Annotated in this window: 18 protein-coding genes and 3 pseudogenes; 12 read left to right on the top strand and 9 right to left on the bottom strand. The window is 71.2% G+C overall.

All coding sequences use genetic code 11. The annotated features are described in order from the left end of the window. Nucleotides 1-16: 16 nt before the first annotated feature. Nucleotides 17-568, top strand: coding sequence for a hypothetical protein (locus ABZU74_RS28970; protein WP_355430293.1), 552 nt, complete (start codon nt 17-19; stop codon nt 566-568). 1 nt (nt 569) lies between these two features. On the opposite strand, the gene ABZU74_RS28965 is transcribed toward ABZU74_RS28970, so the two are convergent. Further along, nucleotides 570-848 carry a hypothetical protein gene (locus ABZU74_RS28965; RefSeq protein WP_355430290.1) on the bottom strand — a complete coding sequence of 93 codons (279 nt, stop codon included), beginning with the start codon at nt 846-848 and terminating at the stop codon, nt 570-572. A 170-nt stretch (nt 849-1018) separates the two neighbouring features. On the opposite strand from ABZU74_RS28965, the gene ABZU74_RS28960 reads away from it, so the two are divergent. Continuing rightward, entirely contained in the window at nt 1019-1450 is a 432-nt protein-coding gene (locus tag ABZU74_RS28960) for a VTT domain-containing protein (RefSeq protein ID WP_355430287.1), read from the top strand. Nucleotides 1451-1500: 50 nt separating this feature from the next. Here ABZU74_RS28960 and ABZU74_RS28955 read toward each other — a convergent pair whose 3' ends face one another. Next, nucleotides 1501-2163, bottom strand: a complete 663-nt coding sequence (locus ABZU74_RS28955) for a response regulator transcription factor (RefSeq protein ID WP_355430284.1) — start codon at nt 2161-2163, stop codon at nt 1501-1503. Then, entirely contained in the window at nt 2151-3257 is a 1107-nt protein-coding gene (locus ABZU74_RS28950) for a histidine kinase (protein WP_355430281.1), read from the bottom strand. Before ABZU74_RS28950 ends, ABZU74_RS28955 begins: the two co-directional genes overlap by 13 nt. Before the next feature lie 185 nt (nt 3258-3442). Between ABZU74_RS28950 and ABZU74_RS28945 the strand changes: the two genes are divergently transcribed. Together ABZU74_RS28945 and ABZU74_RS28940 are read left to right on the top strand one after the other, a co-directional pair. Continuing rightward, on the top strand, nt 3443-3844 hold the full coding sequence (locus ABZU74_RS28945; RefSeq protein WP_355430278.1) for a DUF6069 family protein: 402 nt from the start codon (nt 3443-3445) through the stop codon (nt 3842-3844). Further along, entirely contained in the window at nt 3841-4296 is a 456-nt protein-coding gene (locus tag ABZU74_RS28940; protein WP_355430275.1) for a hypothetical protein, read from the top strand. The genes ABZU74_RS28945 and ABZU74_RS28940 overlap by 4 nt, the downstream gene beginning before the upstream one ends. Nucleotides 4297-4324: 28 nt before the next feature. Here ABZU74_RS28940 and ABZU74_RS28935 read toward each other — a convergent pair whose 3' ends face one another. Next, complete coding sequence (locus tag ABZU74_RS28935) at nt 4325-5050, bottom strand: LysR substrate-binding domain-containing protein (RefSeq protein WP_355430272.1); 726 nt, start codon at nt 5048-5050, stop codon at nt 4325-4327. On the opposite strand from ABZU74_RS28935, the pseudogene ABZU74_RS28930 reads away from it, so the two are divergent. Next, nucleotides 4944-6038 (top strand): annotated as a pseudogene (locus ABZU74_RS28930) (MFS transporter); the annotation flags it as partial. The gene ABZU74_RS28935 and the pseudogene ABZU74_RS28930 sit on opposite strands and share 107 nt — an antisense overlap. 16 nt (nt 6039-6054) lie before the next feature. Here the strand turns inward: ABZU74_RS28930 and ABZU74_RS28925 are convergent. After that, nucleotides 6055-6551: pseudogene (locus ABZU74_RS28925) on the bottom strand (DJ-1/PfpI family protein); the annotation flags it as partial. Here ABZU74_RS28925 and ABZU74_RS28920 point away from each other — a divergent pair. Continuing rightward, nucleotides 6462-6758: pseudogene (locus ABZU74_RS28920) on the top strand (helix-turn-helix transcriptional regulator); the annotation flags it as partial. The pseudogenes ABZU74_RS28925 and ABZU74_RS28920 overlap by 90 nt on opposite strands. On the opposite strand, the gene ABZU74_RS28915 reads toward ABZU74_RS28920, so the two are convergent. Both ABZU74_RS28915 and ABZU74_RS28910 read right to left on the bottom strand, forming a co-directional pair. Further along, nucleotides 6688-7962 (bottom strand): MFS transporter, encoded by a 1275-nt coding sequence (locus ABZU74_RS28915; protein ID WP_355430269.1) that lies wholly within the window; start codon nt 7960-7962, stop codon nt 6688-6690. The pseudogene ABZU74_RS28920 and the gene ABZU74_RS28915 overlap by 71 nt on opposite strands. A gap of 164 nt (nt 7963-8126) precedes the next feature. After that, nucleotides 8127-8996, bottom strand: coding sequence for a fructosamine kinase family protein (locus ABZU74_RS28910; protein ID WP_355430267.1), 870 nt, complete (start codon nt 8994-8996; stop codon nt 8127-8129). 101 nt (nt 8997-9097) lie between these two features. Between ABZU74_RS28910 and ABZU74_RS28905 the strand changes: the two genes are divergently transcribed. From ABZU74_RS28905 to ABZU74_RS28895, 3 genes are all read left to right on the top strand, one after another. Continuing rightward, nucleotides 9098-10135, top strand: a complete 1038-nt coding sequence (locus ABZU74_RS28905; RefSeq protein ID WP_355430264.1) for a serine hydrolase — start codon at nt 9098-9100, stop codon at nt 10133-10135. Between the two features lie 42 nt (nt 10136-10177). Continuing rightward, a complete protein-coding gene (locus ABZU74_RS28900; protein WP_355430262.1) occupies nt 10178-11548 on the top strand; it encodes a serine hydrolase domain-containing protein in 1371 nt (456 codons plus the stop codon). Nucleotides 11549-11893: 345 nt separating this feature from the next. Further along, nucleotides 11894-12397 carry a hypothetical protein gene (locus ABZU74_RS28895; protein WP_355430258.1) on the top strand — a complete coding sequence of 168 codons (504 nt, stop codon included), beginning with the start codon at nt 11894-11896 and terminating at the stop codon, nt 12395-12397. On the opposite strand, the gene ABZU74_RS28890 is transcribed toward ABZU74_RS28895, so the two are convergent. Both ABZU74_RS28890 and ABZU74_RS28885 read right to left on the bottom strand, forming a co-directional pair. Further along, nucleotides 12385-12975 (bottom strand): DinB family protein, encoded by a 591-nt coding sequence (locus tag ABZU74_RS28890; RefSeq protein WP_355430255.1) that lies wholly within the window; start codon nt 12973-12975, stop codon nt 12385-12387. The two genes, ABZU74_RS28895 and ABZU74_RS28890, sit on opposite strands and share 13 nt — an antisense overlap. Then, complete coding sequence (locus tag ABZU74_RS28885; protein ID WP_355430252.1) at nt 12968-13375, bottom strand: helix-turn-helix domain-containing protein; 408 nt, start codon at nt 13373-13375, stop codon at nt 12968-12970. Before ABZU74_RS28885 ends, ABZU74_RS28890 begins: the two co-directional genes overlap by 8 nt. Nucleotides 13376-13551: 176 nt before the next feature. Here ABZU74_RS28885 and ABZU74_RS28880 point away from each other — a divergent pair, with 176 nt between their 5' ends. From ABZU74_RS28880 to ABZU74_RS28870, 3 genes are all read left to right on the top strand, one after another. Then, nucleotides 13552-14022, top strand: coding sequence for a nuclear transport factor 2 family protein (locus ABZU74_RS28880; protein WP_355430249.1), 471 nt, complete (start codon nt 13552-13554; stop codon nt 14020-14022). 305 nt (nt 14023-14327) lie between these two features. Continuing rightward, the gene (locus ABZU74_RS28875; RefSeq protein ID WP_355430246.1) at nt 14328-14645 is read left to right on the top strand and encodes an NIPSNAP family protein; all 318 of its coding nucleotides are present in this window, start codon (nt 14328-14330) and stop codon (nt 14643-14645) included. Between the two features lie 232 nt (nt 14646-14877). Further along, nucleotides 14878-15375, top strand: coding sequence for a YcxB family protein (locus ABZU74_RS28870; protein WP_355430244.1), 498 nt, complete (start codon nt 14878-14880; stop codon nt 15373-15375). The last annotated feature ends 193 nt before the right edge of the window (nt 15376-15568 follow it).

Raw genomic sequence — 15568 nt, 5'->3', positions numbered from 1 at the left:
ACGTTAGCCTCGCGGCATGGGCTCAACCCGGTCGATGACCACGCGGCTCGGTCTGCTGTGGGTCTTGACGGTGCTGCTCCTTGTGCTGTTTGCGCACGGACTGCGTACTGGATATCTGCCGATCGAGGCACTCACCGGCGGCGTCTGGGCGGCGCTCCTCGGCACGGGCGCGATCCTGTCGAGCAGGTTGGCCAGGCGGGGGCACGGCAAGAGTGCCATTGTGCTGCTGTGCGTGGCGGCCGTGGTTGCCTGCGATGTGGCGGTCGTCGTCGACAGTGCGTTGATCTACGACGGGGCCGGTTATTGGACGCTCGACGGTGGTGTCGGCCTGCCGTATTCGTACGCGCCGTTGTGGTATCCGGCCTCGCTGCTGCCGTGGTTCGACATCTTCGGCATCGATCAGGCGACGATCACCGCGGGCGATGTCGAGTGGCAGGCGGAGCACATCGCTCCCGTGGCCGTGGTGCTGACCATCACGTCGGCCCTCTTCATCGGTTTCGTGGCGAGGGCGCTGTTCGGAGGTTGGCAGGCCGGCCCGCAACGTCGGCTAATACGCACCGATCCCTGACTCACGGTGCGAAACCGTCACCGCTGCTGGCCGCCTGCAGCCGATGTGCGATGCCGAGCAGAGCCGCAAAAGTGTCCTGGTCCGTCTTGTCTGGCGCTGGGAGCGAGGGGGTGACGTGGTGATGACGACGGACGTGGTCCGCTGCGGCGGCGATGATCCCACTCGCCCCCCAACGCTCGGCCTGGTCCGCGGCGAAGTACCGCTCCAGGGCGTCGATGGCCTCGGGGCCGGCCAGAACAACGGCGGCTGTCGCGAGCGGCGGTGCGTCGAGGGCACCCACGACGTGGCGAGGGCGTGGAGGACGGCGGCGGTCACCTCGGGTCCGGCAACCGTCACCGATTACCAGGCACCCATGACCTGTGGACGCCAGCCGTCCCGCAGGAGCGCCGTCACCTGGACCGGGGTGAGACCTCGGCTCGCTTCGGCAAGTGCTGTCATCAACGGTTGCCCGTGCCTGACGGCATTGATTCCCATCATGTCGAGGTAGAACGGCACGACGCAGCGGCCGGTCAGCGTGCCGGCCACGCTCTCGTAGCCGTCGTCGCCCTGGCGCTCGGGCAGACCGCCGGCAAGCTGCTGCTGTTCGAGTCGGCGCGTCGCGGATCGGGACGGCTGGCCCGGACGGTCGCGAAACGGGGAAAGTCAGGTCGCGCGGCGGCTCGGGCCGCACGGTGGACCGAGCCGATCCGGCGCTGGCTCTCCCGCCGCCGCACCGCCCTACCGACCGTGCTGGTCTCCGCCGCGGTCGGGGTTCCACCGCTGGCCGTCGTCAGCCTGGCCGCCGGCACCGCCGGTCTTCGACGCTGGGAGTTCGCCGGCGCGTGCCTCTGCGGGCGGGTGGTCCGTTTCGCCCTCCTGCTCCTGCCCGCGCTGCTGGCCTGACCCCGCCGTCGGGCGTCCTGCCGGCGGCGGGCTGGGCGCCGGAGACCGGGTCAGAGGAGCCGGCCGTCGTGGGCCAGCACGGCGATCTGGGTACGGTTGTCGAGGTCCAGCTTGGTCAGGATGTGTGAGACGTGGGCCTTCACTGTGGTCACGCTCATCAGCAGCTCGCTGGCGATCTCGGCGTTGGAGCGGCCCTGCCCGATGGCCAGCACGACGTCGCGTTCGCGGGGCGTGAGCAGGGCCAGTCGTTCGTGCGCCTGCTCGTAGGACTCGGCCCCGGACGCGACCCGCCGCATGAGGCGGCGGGTCACGCCCGGAGACAGCATCGGGTAGCCGGCCGCCACCGCGCGGACCGCCTGGCTGATCTGCTCCGGCGGGGTGTCCTTGAGCAGGAAGCCGCTCGCGCCGGCGCGGAGGGCCCGCACCACGTGCTCGTCGGTGTCGAACGTGGTGAGCACGATGATCTCGGGTGGCCGGTGGCGGCGGCGCAGGCGTTCGGTGGCGGTGATGCCGTTGACGCCGGGCATCCTGATGTCCATCAGCACCACGTCGGGCAGGTGCCGGTCCACCGCAGTGATCGCCGTGGCGCCGTCGGCGGCCTCGCCCACGACGACGATCCCGTCGGCGCCGTCGAGCATCAGCGTGAGCATTCCCCGCACCAGAGGGTCGTCGTCGACGATGACGACCCGGATCGGGCCCGTCACATCGGCCACGGCAGCCACGCGGTGAGGTGGAATCGACCTGCGGCGTCGACGTGGTGGGTGACCCGGCCGCCGGTGAGCTCAGCACGTTCGGCGAGGCCGATCAGGCCGGTGCCGGCGCTGCCGGTGACGCCGCTGTCGGGCGTGGTCGGGTTGCTCACCGCGATGCTCAGGCCGGAGCCGGGCGCGCCGCCGAGCACCAGCCGTACCGGCTGGCCGGCGGCGTGCTTGCGGGCGTTGGTCAACGCCTCCTGCGCGATCCGGTACGCGGTGCGGCCCACCGTCGGAGGGATCTCGACCGGCGGGCCGAGCGGGTCGTCGACCTCGATCTGTTGCCCGGCGGCCCGTGCCTCGTCGACCAGGCGCGGCAGGTCAGCGAGGGTCTGCCCGGGTGGTGCGTCGGTCGGCGACTCGGCGTCGTCGCTGCGCAGCAGGGTGATGACCTCGCGCAGCTCGTCGAGGGCGTGATGTGCGCTGGCCCGGATCACCCCGGCGGCGGCGCTGAGCCGTTCGGGCGGCGCGTCCGGCCGGTACTCCATCGCGCCGGCGGCCGCCGCCAGCAGGGACAGCCGGTGCGCCAGCACGTCGTGCATCTCCCGCGCGATCCGGTTGCGCTCCGCCGCCCGCGCCTCGCCGACCCGTCGTTCCTGCTCCTGCTCGGCCCGCCGGGCCCGGTCCCGCAGCGCCGCCAGTAGGGCGTTGCGGGCCTGCGCCCAGGTGCCCCAGCCGAGCAGGGCCGCGTACGCGATCGTCATCAGCACCAGCCGCCACCCGTACGGCAGGCTGGGCACCGGCCGCCAGACCGCCTGCGCGGCCTCGCCCGCCACCCCGACCGCAGCCACCGCCGCTGCCTGCCGGAACGGCCGGTTGCGGGCGGTGAACAACACCGCGAAGCTGGCCACCGGCGTGGCCACCGGAGACAGCGCGACGAGCAGGCCGGCCAGCACGCCACCGATCTGCGGGCGGCGGAGGACCACCGGAACGAGGGCCAACGCGGTCACCGCCAGCGCGACGTCGACGCCGACCAGGCCGGCGGAGCTGGACCGGGTGGCGGACCACAGCATGGTCGCGACGAGGACGCCGACCGCCACTGTCGTAGCGGCCACCGGGACGGAACGCCACGTCCGCGTCGGCCTGACCTCGCACGTCGCCGCATCCACATCGCGCACGCTACTGGGCTGGTGGCGGGCCGGACCACCTCCTTTGGTAGTACGCCGAGCCGCCGGAGGACGTACCCGCCGCGGCGGCTGGACCGACGCGCTCGGCCCGACCCGGTCCGCAGACTCAGGCCATGACGAAGAACCTTCTCCTGGGACGGGCCGCGGTGGCGGCCGGCGCGACAGTGGTGGCCGTGGCCGAGTTCGCGATCCTGCACTCGGCGGCCGGCGTCGACCTGGCGGTCAGGTCCGGAAGCTCGACCCGGCAGATCACGGTGGCCGCTGTCATCGTGGCCACAGTGGTCGCGGCACTGGCCGGTTGGGCGCTGCTCGCGGCGCTGGAACGCGCCACCAGCCGCTCCCGCGTCTGGTGGACCTCGATTGCGGTCGCCGTCCTGCTGCTGTCGCTCGTGGTCGGCCCACCCAGCGGCGTCGGCGGGGGAGCGAAGGCGGCCCTCGCGCTGCTGCACCTGAGCGTCGGCGTCATCCTCATCCTCGGCCTGCCCCGGCCGCGCCGGGCGGGGGCGAACCGATGACCGCGCTGACCGTCCGCAAACAGGACGGGATCTTCGTCCTCGACTCCGGGCCGGGCGCCTCGCTGCACACCGGCTGGACGTGGCGGTGCGGCGAGATCCGCACCGGCGCCGGCCGGTGGACCGTCGAACCGACCGGCCGCCGGCGCATCGGTTTCACCGCCCACGGCGAGCACGGCGTGCCGGTGCGGCTCGACCCGGGCCGGTCGCACGTGCCGGGGCCCGGCGGGGTGGCCCGCTGGTCGCCCGGTCGCTGCGGAGGCGAGCTGGTACGCGACGGGCACCGTCTCGCGGTGCGCCTTCCCGGCCGACTGGGCGGCCCGATCCGCGTCGACGTCACAGGCGAATGGGCCGAGCTGGAGCTGGTGGTGCTCACCGCCTGCTTCGCGCTGATGAGTCAGCGGCGGCGACGCACCCTGATCATGATGGCGGTCGTCAGCGCGGGGAGTGGGTGACCGCCCGCCCGACGACGAGGACCCGTGCTCAGACGATGCGACGGAGCACCGTCTCCACGGCGTCGATCAGCGGATCACCCTCGGTTCGTGGGTGCCGGGCGAGCCCGAACTCGACGTCCGGCAGGACGGGCAGGGCATCGGGGTCGCGGCAGATCATCACCGGTTCGAGGTTCGCGGGCAGGAGCGCCGCGACGCCGAGCCCGGCCCGTACCGCGGCGAGCACCCCGACCAGGCTGTTGCTCTCGAAGGCCACCCGCCAGCGCCGACCGGCCCGCTCCAGCGCGTCCAGCACCGCCGTACGCCAGGAGCACGGGTTGGAGAACAGCACCACCGGCAGCGGATCGGCGGACACGTCCACACCCGGCCCGGTCGCCCAGACCAGCGGGGCGCGCACCGTCCAGCGTGGCGGCCCGGGAATGTCCGGCACCGCGTCGAGCACGAGTTGGACGCGGCCCGCGTCGTAGGCCGCCCGCATGGCGGCGTTGGAACAGCTGAGCACCTCCAGCGTCGCGCCGGGGTGCAGCCGGGCAAGGTCGGCGAGGGCCTGCGGAAGGTGGGACGCGGCGAGGTCTTCGAGCAACCCGACGCCACAGTGGCCGGTGAGCGCGCGCCCGGTTTCGGCGAGTGCCTGTGCGCAGAGCGAGAGGATGCGTTCGGCGTACGGCAGGAGTTCTTCGCCCGCCCGGGTCGGCGAGACGCCGGACGACGACCGGTGCAGCAGCGGACTGCCGACGACGCCCTCCAGCCTGCGCAACTGCTACGCGGCAGCCGGTGGGGTCGCGGCGGCCCTGACCGCCGGGGTGGCGCTGGGCGGGCCGTTGCTCGGCCGCATGATCGACTCGCGCGGCCTACGCCTCGTCCTGCTGGTGACCGTCGCCGCGCAGGGCGTGTTCTGGCTGGCCGTGCCGGTCCTGCCGTACGGGTCCCTGCTGGTCGCCAGCGTCCTGGCGGGCCTGCTGATGGTGCCGGCGCAGGCGGTGGGCAGGCAGGCGATCGCCGCGATGACGACGGCGGAGCAGCGCCGGGCCGCGTTCGCGCTGGAGTCGGTGCAGGGCGAGTTGTCGTACATCGTGGGGCCGGCGGTGGTGATCCTGGGCGCGGCGACGGTCTCCCCCGACGTGGTGGCGTGGGGGGTCGGCGCCGCGATCCTGGCCGGCGGCCTCGGTATCGCAGTGCTCAACCCGCCGATGTACGGCCGGGACGAGGCGGACGCCGCCGCGGAACGACCCCCACGCCGGCAGTGGCTGGGGACCAGGATGATCGCCGCGCTGACCATGGCGTTCGGCACGACCACCCTGCTCAGCGGCGTCGACCTCGCCATCGTCGCCACGCTGCGGGAAGCCGGTCAGGTGTCCTGGGCCGCCGTGGTCGTCGTGGTGTTCGGCGTGTCGTCCGTGGTCGGCGGGCTGCTCTACGGCGCGCTGACCCGGCCGCTGCCCACCTGGCTGCTGCTCGGTCTGCTCGGGCTCGTGACGATCCCCGCCGGGCTGGCCCACGACTGGCCCTGGCTGTGCGTGGCCGTCCTCGGCAGCGGGCTCCTCACCGCGCCGACCCTCGGCACGGTGGCCGACGCGGTGAGCCGGCTGGCGCCGCCCGGGGTGCGGGGTGAAGTGACAGGTCTGCAGTCGTCGGCGCAGAGCGCCGGCTTCGCGCTCGGCGCCCCGCTCGTCGGCGTGGCCATCGACCTCTCCGTGCCGGCGGGTGGTTTCGCGACGGCCGGGTTTGCCGGCCTCGCCGCCGCAGTGACCGGATACGCACTCACGCGCTGGCCCGTTCGCCGGTCACGCGCGTCTGCGGCAGCCGCCACGTGGTCCCGCGTCGCTCGTACTCGAACAGCTCCTCCACCGCGTGCGCCGTCAGCGCGCCGAAGTCACGTTCGAGCAGGTAGAGGGCTACGTCGAGACCGATGTGACGCCGCCGCCACTGATCAAGTCGCCGTCGTCCACCACCCGGGCGCGGACGGCGTTCACGCCCGTGGCGTTGAGCAGGTCGATGCCGAGCCGGTGCGTTGTCGCGGTGCGGCCGTCCAGGAGGCCGGCCATCGCGAGGGCGAGTGATCCGCCGCAGAACGCCGCGACGGTGATGGCCGGGTTGGCGAGCGCGCGACGGATGAGGGGCATCGCGTCGCTCGACGCGAAACGGCCCAGGAGGACGGGATGGTCTCGTCCCTCGCGGACATCGCCGCCGCGGCCGGCATGAGCGTGCGTACGCTGACCCGTCGATTCAACGACGAGACAGGGCAGAGCCCCATGCAGTGGGTGTCGGGGGTACGCATTCGTCACGCGTAGGACCTGCTCGAAACGACCGACCACACCGTCGACCGGATCGCTGCCCAGACCGGGTTCCCGACGACGAGCAACTTCCGATCCCAGTTCGCACAACTCCTCGGCGTCACGCCGGGCGCGTACCGGAGGGTTTTCCGACCGCAGCGGAATCCGGCTGGCCACCAGGCCGGCGCGTAACTGCGGGACTGCCGGGGGGACGGGCGACGGTCGGCTCCGGCCCGACGATTCGGCTGCGACGTGCGTCCACGGCGAGCAGCGTGAGGGCGGCCAGCGCCAGTAGCCCGCCGGCGAGTGCCAGCGGGCGTGCCCCCGAGGTGGGCAGGAGGGCGCCACCGAGCAGTGACCCGCCGGCGATGCCGGCGTTGAAGGCGGTGCTGACCCCGGCCGACGCGATGTCGGTGCTGCCCGGGGCCAGGTGCAGCATCCGGTTCTGCACGGCGGAGCCGAACGCCGCGTACGCGAGGCCGATCCCGGCCAGGAGCGCGATCACACCCGGCTTGAGCGCACCGAGCGCGTACAGCCCGAGCAGCGAGGCCGTGCCGATGCTCAGCGGCGTCAGCAGTGAGGCGATCGGCCGGGTGTCCAGCGTCCGGGCCGCGATCAGGGTGCCGACGACGCCGGCCGCGCCGGAGACGAACAGCAGCGGCGCCAGCACCGCGTCGGCGAAGCCGCTGACGTCGAGCAGGAACGGTGTCACGTAGGTCTGCAGGGTCATGAAGCCGCCGATACCGAGGGCGGTGGCGATCAGCAGGACGGCAAAGCGCCGCCGGTCCGGCGCGGTGCCCCGGGCGGCGCCGCCGGCGGCCGGGGGATAGGACGGGAGGAGGACCAGCACCGCGGCGGCGATCGCCAGACCGACCCCGGCCAGCACCGCGAACGCCGCGCGCCAGCCGGCTTGCTGCCCGAGCCAGGTGCCGAGGGGCACCCCGAGCACCGGGGCGAGCGTCGCCCCGGTCGCGAACAGCGCCACCGCCCGGCCGCGCACCGCGACCGGGAACGGCCCGATCACTGTCGCCGTGGCGACGGACCAGAACAGCGCCTGGGCGAGGGCGGTGACCAGGCGGGAGCCGGCCAGCACGGCGTACGTCTGCGCGAGCGCGGCGGCGGCGTTCGCAGCGGCGAAGAGGAGCATCGTGACGCCGAGCAGCTGCCGCCGGGGAATCCGTTGGGTCAGTCGGGTCAGCGGCACAGACGCCAGCACCACCACCACGGCGTAGCCACTGACCAGTAGTCCCACCTGCGAGCGGGACCTGTCGAGATCGGGTGCGATGCGGGTCAACAGGCCGACGGGCAACAGCTCGGTCGTGATGAACGCGAACGCGGCGAGGGAGAGCGTGACGAGCACGGCCTTGGCCCTTCGCGGCGACACCTCCGGTGCCATGACCCACCCCCATTCCAGGGGTCACGGTAATCGAGGGCCCGCCCCCGGCTCCGCGCGCGGGCCTCGGCGGCCGTCGACCGGATCGGCTGGCGGGCCCGGCTGCGGGGTTCGCGGTGCTCAGCGCGGCCGGGTCGGTCGCCCCGGTCGGCGGCGCGGCCCTCCGGTCAGGACCGCCTCCGGAACGCGGCCAGGACAGCGCGGATCTGATCGGCCGCGCCCCAGTCGTCGTCGAACTGGGCCAGCACGGCGAGGTGTTGTCGCAGCTGGATGACCGGCATCCGGGCCTCCCAGTCGCCGTCGAGCGAGGTCAGCTCCGCATAGACCTCGAACATCCGTCGCGCCTCGGGCGGGGGTGAGGTGGACCACACGTGAGCGAGGTCGACCTCGGCCCACAGGTACGACACTGCCGGGTCGATCAACGCCGGCTCGCCGTCCGCGGTGGCCAGGATGTTCTGTGCCCACAGGTCGCCGTGTGTCAGACACGCCGGACGCACCGGCAGCAGGTCGGGCAGCCGGTCACAAAGCCGCTCCAGGGCCGCCCGGTCCTCCGCGTCGAGCGCCGCCTCGACGCGGGGCTGGTCGAGCCAACGCAGCAGCCGGTGCTCCGCGAAGAAGGCGAAGCCGTCGTCGTTCCACGTGTTGACCTGGCGGCGACGGCCCAGCCAGTTGTCGTGGTGCCAGCCGAAGCGGGGATGGGTCGTGCTCAGGTGCAGGTGGGCGAGCAGGTGCGCGAACCGCTCCCAGAAGGCCTCGCTCCGCGGCTTCGGGCGCAACACCGACAACACCAGTACGTCCCGATCCGCCAGGATCACCTCGGGTGTCGCCACACCGCCGAGCTCGCGCAGGGCGGCCAGCCCTTCGGCCTCGGCGGCGAAGACGTCGTCGGCCGGCGGGTCGGCGAAGGCCTTGACGAACACCGGCGGGGCGTCCCGGCGGGTGGCGATGCCCGCGAGCGCCGCGAGCCCGCCGGTCACCGGCTCCACCGCGACGACCTCACGCATGCCAGCCAGGTGCAGACGCTCCAGCAGGGTCATCCGGGACGCTCCTCAGGTCCGGCGTACGAGGTCGCCCGATCCTAGGTGGCGGGTCGGGCTCGCGCCCTGCCGGTGGCCGGGGGTGTTGGACACTGCTGGGCATGGGTCACCTGTCGGTGGATCAGCAGCGGCTGGAGCGAATCGTCCAGGAGCTCGGTGCTCGGTGGACGAGAGACGCCGCCGACATCGAGACCTACCTGGCGGCACAGGTCTCCGACGTGAGTCACCGCGAGGTGGTCGGTCCGCTGCTTGCCGCCAGCGGGGCCAGTGGCGTTGTCCGGGTCGGGGGTCGGGAGGCCGCGGCCTGGGGCGACCCGGACGTCCCGGAGATGGCGTTCAGCGTCACCAAGTCGGTCGTGTCGGTGGTGGCCGGCCTGGCCTTCGACGACGGGCTGTTGGTGCCGGACCAGCCGGTGCACCAGGTCGTTGACGTTCCCGAGTTCCGGGGAGCGCACAACGAGCAGATCACCTGGCGTCATCTGCTGCAGCAGTCGAGCCAGTGGGAGGGCGAGCTGTGGGGCAAGCCGACGAGCGTTGACGCGCAGAGCTTCCGCGAGCGCACCGAGGTGCACGGCACACCCGCGGGCCAGGGCTGGGCCTACAACGACGTACGGATGAACCTGCTCGCGTACGCGCTGACGGTGCTGTTTCGCCGGTCGCTGCCGGAGGTGCTGCGGGAGCGGGTCATGGACCCGCTGGGTGCCACCGACCGGTGGTCGTGGCACGGGTACCGGACGAGCGTCGTCGACCTCGACGGCCGTCGGATCGAGGTGGTCTCCGGCGGCGCGCACTGGGGCGGGGGACTGATCGTTCCAGCCCGGGACCTGGCCCTGATCGGGCAGCTCTTCCTGGACCGAGGGACCCATGCCGGGGCCCGGCTGTTGAGCGCCGAGTGGGTCGACCAGTCCTGGGCTCCCTGCCCGGTCAAACGGGAGTACGGCTATCTGTGGTGGCTCAACGATGAGCAGGTGCCGTGGCCTGGGGCCCCGGCGACCGGTCGCAGCGCCCGGGGCAACGGCGGGCGACACCTGCTGTGGGTCGATCCGGCCCGGGAACTCGTCCTCGTCTCCCACTGGACCGAAGAACCGCTCGATCTGATCCGCGGGGTTTCTCGTACCGTCACGAACTCCACCTGTTGACGAGAGTTGATCCACCGGGTCGTGCGGTCGAGAATCCACGTCGTGGAGGACGTGGATCTACCTCAGGACTGGGTCTCGTTGCTGGGCCGGCTTGACCGACAGGTGTCGTCCGGGCGGCTCTCACCTGACACGGTGGCGTTGCCCGAGCTGATGCGGAGCTATGACGTGCCGGGGGTCAGCATCGCCGTCGGCCACGTGAGCGGGCAGGTCCGGGCGACGGGGTTTGGCGTTCTGGCTGCCGGGACGTCGACGCCGGTCACCCCGAGCACCGCCTTCGCGGCCTGTTCGATCAGTAAGCATGTCGCGGCGTTCGGCGCACTGCTGCTGGTCCAGGCCGGTGTCCTGGATCTCGACGCCGACATCGGCGAGTACCTCACCTCGTGGCACCTACCCGGACGCGACAACCATCAGGGAGTGACGGTACGACAACTGCTGGCGCACACTGCCGGGCTGTCCGACACCTGGTACCGCGGCTACGCCAGCGAGCGTGCCCCGTCGCTGTTGCAGGTCCTGGACGGCAGCGGCGCGACGACAACGCCACCGGTTCGGCCGACACTGCTGCCAAGTAGCCGTTTCCGGTACTCGGGCAGCCACTACTCGGTGCTCCAGCAGCTGATGGTGGACGCGACCGGGACCCCGTTCGAGGATCTCCTGCGCACTCTGGTGCTGGAGCCGGTGGCCATGGCCGACAGCAGCTTCAACCAGCAGTTTCCGTACCAGCGACCGGATCAGGTGGCGTACGGGCACCACGGCGGCGGCACCACGGTCCCCGGCGGCTGGCGAACACAGCCGGAGCTGGCTGCGGCTGGACTGTGGAGCACCCCGACCGACCTGCTCCGGCTCGACCTTGAAGTCGCCCGAGCAGTCGCGGGAGGTTCGAAGCTGCTCGACCGCGACCTGGCCACCCAGATGTGGACACCGCAGATGCCCGGCGGCAGCTACGGTCTCGGCACTGAGCTGCACGACCAGCCCGGGCGTCGGCGTTTCGGGCACACCGGGTTGAACGTCGGCTACACCTGCTTCTCCTACGTGTGGCCCGACAGCGGCACCGCGGTCGCGGCGATGACCAACTCCGAGGACGGCTGGGAGTTGCTGGTCAGCATCCGCGCCGCCGCGGACCGTCGGTACGCCACCACGAGGATCACCCCCGCGCCGCCTGCCGACGTCACGGGCCGGTACCTCCTGCGCGACGACTACCCGATCGACATCGCGGTCACCGACGACCAGCTGACCTTCGCCGCGGCTGCCCAGCAACCGGTTGTCCTCCTGGCGGACCCGGACGGCAGCTACCGGCACCCGGGCCTCGATCTGGAGGTCCGGTTCCTGCGGGCCGACGACAAGCGTTACCGCCTCGAACTGCGGCAGGAAGGAGTCACGCAGACGGCGAGGTCGGCGACCGAGCAACCACGATAGCGAGGTATCCGCTGGTGTAACCCGTCGCGCCCGCCGCGTGCCGGGGCGCGGCGACGAGGGCCGCGTCGTCGGTCGGTCAGGGCCGGTTGTGGACGTTGGGCGACGCCCCACCTGAAACTGCAGCATGGTGCCCCAGGACGCGACCAGGCGGGCGTCCCACCGGTGCCGCCACTGCGCCAGCACCTCGCCGACCATCTGCCGATCCTCCCGGGTGAGCGCACCGTAGAAGTCCACCCAGTACGCCGAGCTGCGGACGTCGCTGGTGGGCAGCAACATGAGCAGGACGCTGTCCGGCGTGTACCAGTAGTCGGTCCGCGTCACGAGCCGCACGCGTTCGAGCACCCGGTGGTGCAGGTCGGCGTCGGCGAGCAGTCGGTCGTACAGCGCCCGCTGCAGCGCCGGGAGCGGCGTCGGCAGCACCACATCCGACACCAGGGCGGTCAGGTCGATGCCGGTGGTGCCACGCGCACAGAACTCGTACTCGTCCTCGTCGACCTGCTGGTCCTCGCTGTAGTGGCGCAGGGTCAGCCACGGTTCGGAAGACGCCGCCGCCTCGGCGAACGCGCGCAGCTCCGACTCCGACGGACCCGACGTCGGCTCGGGCCGGATCGTCAACGCGTCGTCGAAGTCGTCGGTGACCATGACGGGCCGGCGTCCGATGACCGGCGCCAGCGCCTCGGCGGCCTGCCAGACCTCGTGCAGACGGCCGGGGTCGACGTCGGCGACGAGGATGGTGCCCGACGGGCCGGGCCCGATCGGCAGGCCGGCCAGTGGCGTGCCCAGGAACGCCGCCTCGATCTGGTTGAGGTCGTCTGGCACGCCGACAGCTTTCCCGATCATGCGAAGTAGTCGGCCAGCTTCGTCAGCTTGCTGACGTATGCCGGCCAGTCGTAGTCGTTGGGAACGTTGGTGTTGTCCCGCCGAAGGCCGATCGCCGCGTCGTGCTGTTCGCGCATGATGTCGGCGTGCCCGGCGTGACGGGCGATATCGCAGGTCACGTGGATGATGATCCGCTGTAGCGTCACGTCCTGCCCACCTGGCCGCCACCACGGCACCTGCCCCGGCGCGTCGAGCGGCAGCTGGTCGATCGTCTGGTCGGCGAACGCGCCGACCCGGCGATACAGGTCGATCAGGCCGTCCTTCGTCTCGTCTTCCCCGGCGTACCAGTCGGCCTGGGGGTCATCGTCGAACGCCGCCATCGGGACCAGCTCGTCAGGCGTCGGGAATTCGCGGCCGAAGGTCGGCCCGAAGTAGCCGGCTTCGACATTGAGGCAATGCTTGAGAAGGCCCAGCAGGTTGTTGCCGGTCGCCGTGCGGGGCAGTCTGACTTCGCGTTCGCTGAGCCCGTCGAGCTTCCAGATGAGGTCTTCGCGGTTCTCCCGCAGGTAGGCGTGCAGCGCGGCCTTCGCATCGCTCAGATCAGACATGCCCGCCAGTGTTCCCTATCCGTCGGGCCGTCGCGCACCGCCGGTGGGCCGGTGCCGGGGCACCGACCCGCCGAGCGACTCGATCAACTGGCAGACTCGCGTATTCGTTCGGGGCGAGTTCTCCCTCCGCGCGCCGGCCGCGGCCGGCGCGCATCACGGACCGTAGCCGAAGCGGGTGGCGCGCCGACGTCCGCAAATGGCCGATGACCTCCCGATCCTCGGAGAGCGCCCGGAGAAACAATTCCCGCTTCCCGCCGAACGCGTTGTACAAGCTCTGTTTCCCCAGACCGGTCGCCCGTACCAGGTCATCCAGTGTCGCAGCGGCAAGGCCGTGCACGGCGAACACCCCACTAGCGCTGCTGACGACATCGCTTTCGAGGAACTTGCGGGGACGAGGCATGTGAGCAAGCTTACGTTGTTGACCGTCCGGTCAAAAACCTGCTAGCTTGGTTGGGCGCGCATCAGTGAGACCACGACGGAGGCGTCGTCGACCTGGGAGACGGCGTCGCCACTTGACTCCTGCCGGACGGCAGCAACTCATTTCCTGTAGACACCAAGCATCAAGGAAGAGCAGAAGTGAAAAGTAACGAAGAGGTTGTTCGCGAGGCATACCGGCTGTCGGAAGGGAACGTCCTCGATGGAGACGGTTTTCGCGCCTTGTTCACCGAGGACGGGGCGTTCAACGACGTGCCGAATTCGCAAACCTTCCGCGGGGACCAGATTCCTCAGGCGCTGACGGGCTTCGCCAGCGTTTTTCCCGACGTCCACCGTGAGCTACTCGAAGTGCATGCGCTTGGTGATGTCGTTGCCGTCGAACTCCGAATTCAGGGAACGCATCTCGGCAGGTTCCCGACCCCAGTCGGCGAAATTCCGCCGACCGGTAACCGGATCGACGTGCCAACGGCGGATCTCTGGCATCTCCGTGACGGAAAAATCGAAAGGTTCGACTGTTACAACGCAGCGAATGTGCTGCTCGCTCAAATCGGGGCCAACCCCGACTTCAACTCGGCAATCGAGGCCGCCAAGACAGCCGCCACAGGGGCGTAGCTCTACCGCGCGGCGCCGAGTATGCGTCAAAATCTCCGCGGTGGCCGGCCGCACCACCAAGGCGGCCACCCGCCGCAGCCACCTTGGTGGTGCTTGTCGTGCGGCCTTCCCTCCACCTGCGGATTAACACCGATCAACCGCACGCTCACCGCGGCCGCCGACGCCCACGAACCCCGGCTGATGCCCGCGCCCTGCAACGGAACTGCGACAGCACCATCGTTCTGCGGGCAGTGCTGCAGGGCGCGGCTGTCCTGACCCTGGCCTGAGCATCCTCAACTGACCCCACACCCGAACGGAATCCGATCATGTATCAGATAAGGATCTACACCCTGCGCACGACAGAAGCGCTCCAGCAGTACGCCACCGTGCACTGGCCGCGGCATCTCACCAGCATGCCCTCGTTCGGCGTCACCGTGCACGGCTTCTGGACCGATCACCAGGCCGGCGCGCACCGCTTGATCGCCCTGCTCTCGTTCCGGGAGGGCACCGACCCCGCCGAATTCACCACCGCTTACCTGGCGAGCCCCGAACTGGCGGCGGACATGCACGGCTTCGACGTCAGCGACATCGTCAACGTCGAGGAACTGCTGCTCGACCCGGTCGCCGGATCTCCCCTGGCCTGAACGTCACGCACCTCGATGATGAGGCCCTGGCAGCCATTGCCCGGAGGCGGAAACGTTCGCCACCGAGCTGCAAAGCGTGGGAGTCCACGTCATCATCTATCACTGGCGTAACGAAAAGTGTCAGTGTCTGGTCTATCCTGACCAGGCGCGACGGCGCGGCCCGGCATGTCCTCGTCCGGCGGGGCGGCGGTAAGCCGCTATCAGGGGCGGACGAGAGCACTATCGTTCTGGCGTGCACATCCGCTTTGAGGTCCCCGCCGATCCCGCCTACCCGGGCCGGGTGGCCGCCGCGCTCGGCAGCGTTCGGCTACGCAGATTCGGCTACATCGGAGCGGGCCTGGCGGCGGTCGGGGTCATCGGCCTCGTCGTCTCGCGAGGGTTCGGGTGGGGCGAGCGGAGTTCGCCGCTGTGGACCGCGCTGGTGGTTGCCGGCGTGCTGTCGATGCTCTACCGGCCGTGGGTGCTGGCGCGCGCCCGACGCCGCTCCGGTCGCTACGCCGTCGAGGGCGCCTACGACATCACCGATGACAACATCATGATGCGCAGCGGCTCCGAGTCCGGTGGCATCGCGTGGGACGGGGTCGACCAGGTGAGAGACGTCGGAGATTTCTGGGTCGTGTACGTCGGCCGGATGCCGGCGACCGTGATCCCGCGCTGGCTGATGTCCGCCGGGGACGCCGAGACGTTGCGCGCCCACCTGACCGAACGAGGGCTGCTGGGACGTCGGTGAGCTCAGCTGGCGCAGGCCGCTGGGGGATCGGGCTACCCCGTCTGGGTCGGTCGCGAAGGGGCGCCGAGAGCACCTCGTACCGGTGACGATCATCGTTGCTGCCGAGGTGCCGGAAACCGGCCGGCTTCGCGGAATCGGCCGCCCGTGTCGGCATCCGCACCCCTGATCGCCTGCGGCTACCTATCCTCGACGG

This window comes from Micromonospora sp. NPDC005171 (assembly GCF_040608575.1).
Taxonomy (GTDB): Bacteria; Actinomycetota; Actinomycetes; order Mycobacteriales; family Micromonosporaceae; genus Micromonospora.
Note: the sequence above shows the minus strand (reverse complement) of the source record. Positions and strands in the feature narration are given on the sequence as shown.